The organism is Desulfosarcina sp. (assembly GCF_033791525.1).
Lineage (GTDB): Bacteria > Desulfobacterota > Desulfobacteria > Desulfobacterales > Desulfosarcinaceae > Desulfosarcina.
Window position 1 is genome coordinate 1 of record NZ_JASJGN010000353.1, and the last position, 8,272, is coordinate 8,272.

At 56.2% G+C, this 8,272-nt stretch carries 5 protein-coding genes; all 5 read right to left on the bottom strand.

What is annotated here, in order from left to right; genetic code table 11:
- Positions 1–209: 209 nt before the first annotated feature.
- The 5 genes from parC to QNK41_RS17440 all read right to left on the bottom strand — a co-directional run bounded on the left by parC (position 210) and on the right by QNK41_RS17440 (position 7,958).
- Positions 210–2,507, bottom strand: coding sequence for a DNA topoisomerase IV subunit A (gene parC, locus QNK41_RS17420; RefSeq protein WP_319259318.1), 2,298 nt, complete (start codon positions 2,505–2,507; stop codon positions 210–212).
- A gap of 235 nt (positions 2,508–2,742) precedes the next feature.
- On the bottom strand, positions 2,743–4,668 hold the full coding sequence (parE, locus tag QNK41_RS17425; RefSeq protein ID WP_319259328.1) for a DNA topoisomerase IV subunit B: 1,926 nt from the start codon (positions 4,666–4,668) through the stop codon (positions 2,743–2,745).
- A 629-nt stretch (positions 4,669–5,297) separates the two neighbouring features.
- Positions 5,298–5,540 (bottom strand): hypothetical protein, encoded by a 243-nt coding sequence (locus QNK41_RS17430; RefSeq protein WP_319259321.1) that lies wholly within the window; start codon positions 5,538–5,540, stop codon positions 5,298–5,300.
- Between the two features lie 659 nt (positions 5,541–6,199).
- Positions 6,200–6,835 carry an SMC-Scp complex subunit ScpB gene (scpB, locus tag QNK41_RS17435; RefSeq protein ID WP_319259323.1) on the bottom strand — a complete coding sequence of 212 codons (636 nt, stop codon included), beginning with the start codon at positions 6,833–6,835 and terminating at the stop codon, positions 6,200–6,202.
- 364 nt (positions 6,836–7,199) lie between these two features.
- The gene (locus QNK41_RS17440; protein WP_319259326.1) at positions 7,200–7,958 is read right to left on the bottom strand and encodes a segregation and condensation protein A; all 759 of its coding nucleotides are present in this window, start codon (positions 7,956–7,958) and stop codon (positions 7,200–7,202) included.
- Positions 7,959–8,272 lie beyond the last annotated feature (314 nt).

Consider the following 8,272-nt stretch of genomic DNA (forward strand, 5'->3'; position numbering starts at 1 on the left):
CTTCCATGTTGCCGCCGGGAAAAACATAGGTGCCGGGCATAAATTTACTGGCGGCACTGCGGCGCAACAGATAGACTTCGATCCCCGCTGCTTGCTGACGAGCGAGAATAAGGGTGGCCGACGGAGATGGCGTCGCGGGATGGCTGGATTGAACGGTCATGTATGTGAAGTGCCCCTCTTTAGCAGCCTGTCAGGCTTCGTTTATCGGTTTACTCATCATGTGGGGGCGTCAGCGCCAGCGGTGTCTGATCTGGAGCATCGCTTTCCAGACGGTCCACGTTCTGGAATCCCCGGGGCAGTTTTTTTCCGCGGCGGCCGCGTTCACCCACATACTGGGTGAGGTTGCCATAGGTCAGCTTGAAAAACCGTTTGCCTGCGAAAATGGTCAGGGTACCCTCTTCAGGCACGACGATCAAATGGATCAGCAGTTCCGTGCGCTCCCTGGCCCGCTTGGGCGGGATCTGGATAATCTTGTTGCCTTTGCCCTTGGCGATGGCCGGCAGCTTGTTGAGCGGGAACACCAGCATGCGTCCCTCGCTGGTGACGGCCGCCAGCAGGTGCGTCGACGTGTTTTCCAGCGCAATGGGCAGTAGCGGCAGGGCGCCTTTGGGCAGCGAGAGCAGGGCCTTGCCTTTGGTGTTGCGCGTCACCAGGTCGTCGAAGCGGGTGATGAATCCGTATCCGGCATCGCTGGCCATCAGCAGGGGTTGGGCTGCCGGTGCCATGATCACATCGGTAAAGGTCGCACCGGGTGGCAGGACAAAGCGGCCGGTGAGCGGCTCGCCATAGCCCCTGGCCGACGGAAGGGTATGGGCCGACAGGCTGTAGGTCCTCCCGGTGGAATCCAGAAAAACCACCGGCTGGTTGCTCCTGCCACGGGCAGCGTCCAGGTAGCGGTCCCCCGGGCGGTAAACCGCTTCACAGGGGTCGATCTCGTGTCCCTTGGCGGCCCGCACCCACCCGTTGGCCGACAGGATCACGGTCACCGGTTCGACCGGGGCCAGCTGCTCTTCGGAAATGGCCTGGGCCTCTTCGCGCTGGACGATGGCGGTCCGCCGGTCGTCGCCGTGGGTTTTGGCATCCGCCCGAAGCTCCTTTTTGATCAGCGTCTTCAAACGGGCCGGCGATCCCAGGATGGTCTCCAGCGACTGGCGCTCGTCGTCCAGACGCTTCTGTTCGGATCGTATTTTCATCTCCTCCAGTTTGGCCAGGTTGCGCAGACGCAGTTGAAGGATGGCCTCGGCCTGGGCATCGGAGATGTTGAAGCGTGCCATCAGCACCGGCTTGGGTTCATCCTCGCTGCGGACGATGCGGATGACCTCGTCGATGTTCAGATAGGCCACCAGCAGCCCGTCCAGGATGTGCAGGCGCTCTTTGACTTTTTCAAGTCTGAATTCCAAACGATCCTTGACAGTTCGGGTACGAAAACTGATCCACTCTGTTAGCAGTTTGACCAGGCCTTTAACCCCGGGCTTGCGGTCCAGGCCGATGATGTTCATGTTGACCCGGAGGGTTTTTTCCATTTCCGTGGTGGCGGAAAGGTGCGCCATGAGGGCGTCCTTGTCCACCCGGTTGGAGCGGGGCACGATGACCAGGCGAATGGGGTCGTCGTGGTCCGATTCGTCCCTGAGATCCGCAACCATGGGCAGCTTTTTCTTGTTCATCTGGGCGGCGATCTGCTCCAGCACCTTGGCCGGCGACACCTGGTGGGGCAGGGCGTTGATGACGATATCGCCGTTTTCCAGCTCGAAGGTCGCCCGCATGCGGATGACCCCTTTGCCGGTTCGATAAACGTCCATGATTTCCGATTTGGGCGTGATGATCTCGGCACCGGAAGGATAATCCGGCCCATGGATGTGGCTGCCCAGGTCTTCGATGCCGGCAGCGGGATTATCGATCAGGTGTATGCAGGCGTCGACGACCTCCCTGAGATTATGGGGCGGGATGTCCGTGGCCATGCCCACGGCGATGCCGGTGGTGCCGTTGAGCAGGATGTTGGGAAGCCGGGCGGGCAGCACCCGGGGCTCTTTCAGCGTGCCGTCGAAATTGGGCACCCACTGCACCGTTCCCATGCTGGTTTCAGCGAGCAGCACCTCGGCATAGGCGGAAAGCCGGGCCTCGGTATAGCGCATGGCGGCAAAGGACTTGGGGTCGTCGGGTGCGCCCCAGTTCCCCTGGCCGTCGACCAGCGGGTAGCGGTAGGAGAAGGGCTGGGCCATGAGCACCATGGCTTCGTAGCAGGCCGTGTCCCCGTGGGGGTGGAACTTGCCCAGCACGTCGCCCACGGTGCGGGCGGACTTTTTGTGTTTGGACGACGCCTTGAGACCCAGCTCGCTCATGGCATAGACGATGCGCCGCTGAACCGGCTTGAGCCCGTCGCCGATGTGGGGCAGGGCGCGGTCCATGATTACGTACATGGCGTAGTCGAGATAGGCCTGCCGGGAAAACTGCTGCAGGGGCATGCGTTCGGTACCCTCGATGCGGATGGGGGTAGCGGTGGTGGTCATATGATTATTGCTTTCAGTGGTTTGTCGTTCGTTTGTGCCATTGTGACTTTAGGAATAAATGATAGGCTATAGACTATGGGCTGTAGGCTATAGGAAAGATTTTTAATTAACCAATCTACACGCAACATAGCGTTTGTGCCTCTCGGACCCTTTTAGACCTTATTCGGCGTTCGAAGTTGGAGGGCCAGTCTTTTTCCTCGACCCCTCGAATCCTTGACCCCTTGAACCCTTTTTTTCAATCCACCTCCGCCAGATCACCGCTCTCCTCGATCCATTGGCGGCGGTCGCCGGCCCGTTTTTTGGATAGCAGCATGTCCAGGGTCGCAAAGGCCGCTTCGTCTTCATCCACGGTCAGCTGGACCAGCCGGCGGGTGTCCGGGGCCATGGTGGTCTCCCGCAGCTGCATGGGATTCATTTCACCCAATCCCTTGAAGCGCTGGACGTTGATTTTGCCGTTGGGCTTTTTTGTCTCCATGCGGCGGATGATGGCGGTCTTCTCGGCCTCATCCAGGGCATAGTGCACCGCTTTGGCCATGTCGATGCGGTACAGCGGGGGCATGGCAACGAAGATATGGCCGGCCTTGACCAGCGGGGTGAAGTGCTTCAGGAACAGGGCGCAGAGCAGGGTCGCGATGTGCAGGCCGTCTGAGTCCGCATCGGCGAGGATACAAACCTTGCCGTAGCGCAGCCCGTTGATGTTCTGCGACCCCGGGTCCACACCGATGGCCACGGCAATGTCGTGAACCTCCTTGGATCCCAGTATCTGGGTCGATTCCACTTCCCAGGTGTTGAGGATCTTGCCCCGCAGGGGCATGACCGCCTGGGTCTGCCGGTCCCTGGCCTGCTTGGCCGATCCGCCCGCCGAGTCACCCTCCACGAGAAACAGTTCGCTCTGGGCCGGGTCCTGGCTGACGCAGTCGGCCAGCTTGCCGGGCAGGGCCGGGCCGGCGGTAACCCTTTTGCGCTCGATCTTCTTGCCGGCCTTGAGGCGGTTTCGGGCACATTCGATGGCCATTTCCGCCAGGCGTTCCCCGGCTTCGGTGTGGTGGTTCAGCCACAGGCTGAAGGCGTCCTTGATCACGCCGTTGACAAAGGAGGCGCACTGGCGCGACGAGAGGCGCTCTTTGGTCTGGCCGGAGAACTGGGGATCGGTCATCTTGGTGGAAAGCACGTAGGAGCAGCGTTCCCAGATGTCGTCCGGGGCCAGCTTGATGCCTCGGGGAATCAGTTTGCGAAACTCGCAGAACTCGCGGATGGCGGCCAGCAGTCCGGAGCGGAAGCCATTGACATGGGTGCCGCCCTGGGGGGTGGGGATCAGGTTGACGTAGCTTTCCGTAATGGTCTCTCCGCCTTCAACCTGCCACACCACGGCCCAGGAGACGGCTTCGCCGTCGCCGTCCAGCTTGCCCACGAAGGGCTCATCGGGGATCGTTTCACAGCCTAGCAGCCCGTCGGCCAGGTACGCCTTGAGGCCGTCCGCATAATACCACTGCTCCTTTTCACCGGTGGTTTCATCGGTGAACGTTACCGTCAGGCCGGGGCACAATACGGCCTTGGCCCGCAGGTTGTGGCGCAGGCGAGGCGTGGAAAACCGCACCGAGTCGAAATAGGCCGGGTTGGGCCAGAAGCGGATGAAGGTGCCTGTGTTGCGCTGGCCCACGCCGCCGGTGACTTCCAGGTCCTGCTGCTTGCGTCCGTCGGCAAACCAGATGAAATGCTTTTGGCCGTCGCGTTTGATTTCCACTTCCAGGCGGGAAGAGAGGGCGTTGACCACCGACACGCCCACGCCGTGCAGCCCGCCGGAAAACTGGTAGTCCTTGTTGGAAAACTTGGCCCCGGCGTGTAGTTTGAGCAGGATCACCTCCACGCCGGTGACGCCCTCCTCCGGGTGGATGTCCGTGGGCATGCCGCGGCCATCGTCGGCCGCGCTCAGCGACCCGTCCGCGTGCAGGATGACCTCGATGCGGCTGGCAAAACCGGCAATGGCCTCGTCCACGCTGTTGTCGATCACCTCCTGGGCCATGTGATTGGGCCGCTGGGTGTCGGTGTACATGCCCGGCCGCCGGCGCACCGGGTCGAGGCCCTTGAGGACCTCCAGGGAGGCGGCGTTGTAGTCGCGATTGGGAGAGCCGTTTTTATTGAAAAGGGTGTCGGTTTTGATGGTGAAACCTCCGGGTGACGATTTCTACATAATTCCTTACGAAAGGACAATGTGTGCAATCGATAAAGCTGAACGTCGAACATTGAACGTCCAACGTCGAATAAGGTATGCTATCTTATTTAAGGTTCGGCCGGGGCACGCAATCTCCGTATTCGATAAGTGGTGTTCATTTTCTTCCACACGCTTTTGGCTGTCATCCCCGCGCAGGCGGGGATCCAGTTTTTATAATTGGTTATGGATGCCTGCCTCCGCGGCTCCTACACGGCTTATGATTTTTTTACCAATAGCTGGAGCGAAGCGATCTCATCATTCGACGTTCGATGTTCAGCTTTCGATGTTCGACGTTCAATTTAGTCCGGTCCCTTTATGATGGATATCGGTTAAAAAATCAATACTGTATGTTGTGGTTTCAATTAATTTGAGGGGTGTATCGGCTATATTGCCGGTAAATTATGGAAATGGTCGATGAGCTGGGAGGGCAGGTTACTTCGATTGGATTGACGGTTGGTGGTTGGCGTTGGAGGTGGCTCATGGAAAGGGGAAGGCAGGCTGAAATAACCGAAGCCGGGGTGACAATTCACCACGGCTTCGGTTTATCCAGCATTAGCGGGTTCAACGCTAAACTCAGTTCATGTATCTTTTCTGCGGGTTACGCCCACCAATCCGATCAGGCCGGTTGCGACCAGCATCATGGCGGCGGAATTGGACATGGTTGTTGTCGCATCGTTCTCAACCGTGGCGACATTCAGCGCAACAAGGCTCGCCTCGGCGCCTGATTCGGAAATCAACTTGGACATGGCATCATCAGCGCTTGAGGGCATTCCACCTAATAATATTAAAACAAACATGAATGCTATAATTGTCATTTTCATGGTCACTATCCTTTCTCTTCCTTAGAGAAGGGTAAAGCAAAACAGTTGCCAATAATGCATTTCATCATGACAAAAGAAAAATTTGTTGAATAACAGAAGGTTACGTTTATAAAAATATTGCTTATCGATCGGTCAGGTTTAAAATTGTGGAATGGTTTACATATTATGTTGTGGTATCCGTTTACATTGTAACCTTTATTTCATACTTGATGGACTCGTTAAGTGTTCAGAATTGTGTCGTCCCTGCGCAGGCGGGTCATGTGGTGGAAGTTTAGCGTTATTCATATGCATTTGATAATAATGGATATAGGCCTTTAAGCGATGACAGTGGAGAGCAACCTTCGGCTTTTTTCGAATCCATGCTATTTGAGATGATCGCCTTTTCGCGTTGCTGTGACGTATGGAATTCATTACCCGGATATTATGGATCTCATTGACGTTTTCGTTGCACATTTTTCCTTTCGCTCTTGGTCTTTTCCCCTCATTGGTTTAGTTGAAGTAATCGAATTCACAGGGAATGTAGGACGTTCAGGTCCTTGAGCCTATACGCGAACAGAAAATGACTGGTTGTGGCGCAATTCACACACCGCCAGGTTGCATATAGCGCACTTGTGCCTATATCTGCTTGCGATGCATGCGCATCCGTATGCGATCAGATCCTAATCCTGATTGTCGGCATGGCTGTCGGCTTCCGTGACGTCGACAGGAATGTGGGAAGCCGGCGGATGGTCTTCAACTTGATCGTAGGCATCCGGATTTTCTTCGAGCCGCGATCGGCTGAGTTCCTCGATTTCCTTTGGGGTGGGCAGGTCCTTTAGATCTTTCAATTCAAACACCTCGAGAAAGTGTTTGGTGGTGGCATAGATCAGGGGGCGGCCGGGCATTTCCTTACGCCCCAGCACGCGGATCAGTTTGCGCTCCATGAGCATGCGCAGGACGCCGCCGCTGTCTACACCGCGGATGTGCTCGATGTCGCTGCGGATGATGGGCTGGTTGTAGGCGATGATCGCCAGGGTTTCCAAAGCGGCCCTGCTCAGGCGGGGGGCGTTGGGTTTGATCATTCGCTTGATCCATTCGTTGTAACGGCCCTGGGTGCGGAACTGGTAGCCGCCGGCAACCTGTTTGAGCACGAAGCCACCGTCGCGCTGCTCGTACGCTGCGATCAGTTCATCGAGGGCAGTGCGGATCGCGGCGGTCTCTTCGCCCTCGATAATGCCCTTGAGGTGGTCCATCGTCAGCGGCGTTTCCGAGACGAAGAGCAGGCTTTCGATGATGTATTTAAGATCTTCCGCCATGGTAGATATCAATCGGGGTCGGGGTTCCTGGGTTTGTTGTGTTTATTGAGTTTGTTGGGTTCATTGTGTTTGTTGGGTTCATTGTGTTTATGTCGGCTGATAGGTCAACGCTCATGGCGAGCCGTAATGTTATACGGTAAAAACGGTACAAAAACCTTCACTCAAAATTAAGAATTCATCATTCAAAATTATTTTTTCCTGACTCCTGACTCCTGATTCCTGAATTCTGCTTTTCATTCGATGTTCGACGTTGGACGTTCGATGTTCGATGTTCATCTTTTTAAAAAAGGATTATAGGGTCCAAGTGAAACCAACCAATTAAACTGTCTTATCATCTCCCAGCTCCCAGCTGCTTTTCCCCACCCTATTGATAAAAGATGCGAATAATCCCCGTGGGCACATGCTGGGCGATGCGGATCAGGCTGAGCTTGGCCATTTCCAGGATGGCCAGGAAGGTGACGATGATGTCGGACCGCTGGTGGTCATCGGCGAACAGCTCGTCAAAGGTCATGGATTCCCGGGCTTCCAGCATTTCGGTCAACTGGGCAATGCGTTCCTGGACCGAGACCCGGTCTCTGGTCAGGTCGACGCGATGGTCCGGCGACACCTTGTCCAGAATGTTCTGAAACGCATCGATCAGTTCGAACAGGCCGATGCGGATAACCTGATCATCTTCCACACCGTCCAGGATGTCGGCACTCGGCTTCCGGGTAAAGGTTTTATCCCCCAGCAGGTTGCGTTCCGCCAGCTGCTCGGCGGCCGATTTAATCCGAAGGTACTCCAGCAGGGGCCGGGTGATCTCCAGCCGGGGATCCTCTTCCTCTTCCTCACCCACTTGCGGCGGCAGCAGCATCCTGGATTTAATATGGGTCAGGGTGGATGCCATCAGTACAAAATCGCCGGCGAAGTCGATGTTCATCTGCTGCATCCATTCCAGATATTCCAGGTACTGCGCGGTAATCTGTGCAATGGGGATGTCGTAAATATCCACTTCCGCTTTTTTGATCAGATGAACCAGCAGGTCCATGGGACCTTCGAAAACATCCTGGAGCCTGACCCGGTAAAGATCGTCTCCTGCATCATCGGGGTCGGTATCCGTCAGGTTGTCCTGTATTATCGGCATTGGTGGGTTAAATTTTTTATGTGTTTTCTCATGCCGTTAACGCTCAATTCATCAGCGGATGCTGTAGAAATTGATGCAAGGCACTAAAAGGCCCTCAAAAGGGCTGCGATTAAGACAACTTGCTGATCAGTGTCCGTTCAGAAATGGTGGATTGGGGCTCAGATCAAGGCCGCAGGGTGATTGGACCCGGAGTCGTAGCAGCGCTACGTCGAGGATTCCAGTCACCCGAGAACGCAGATATGAACCCCAAGATGCCGTTTCTGAACGGACACGTATTAATCCTTGATCCGTACGGCCGCCCTCACCTGAGCCAT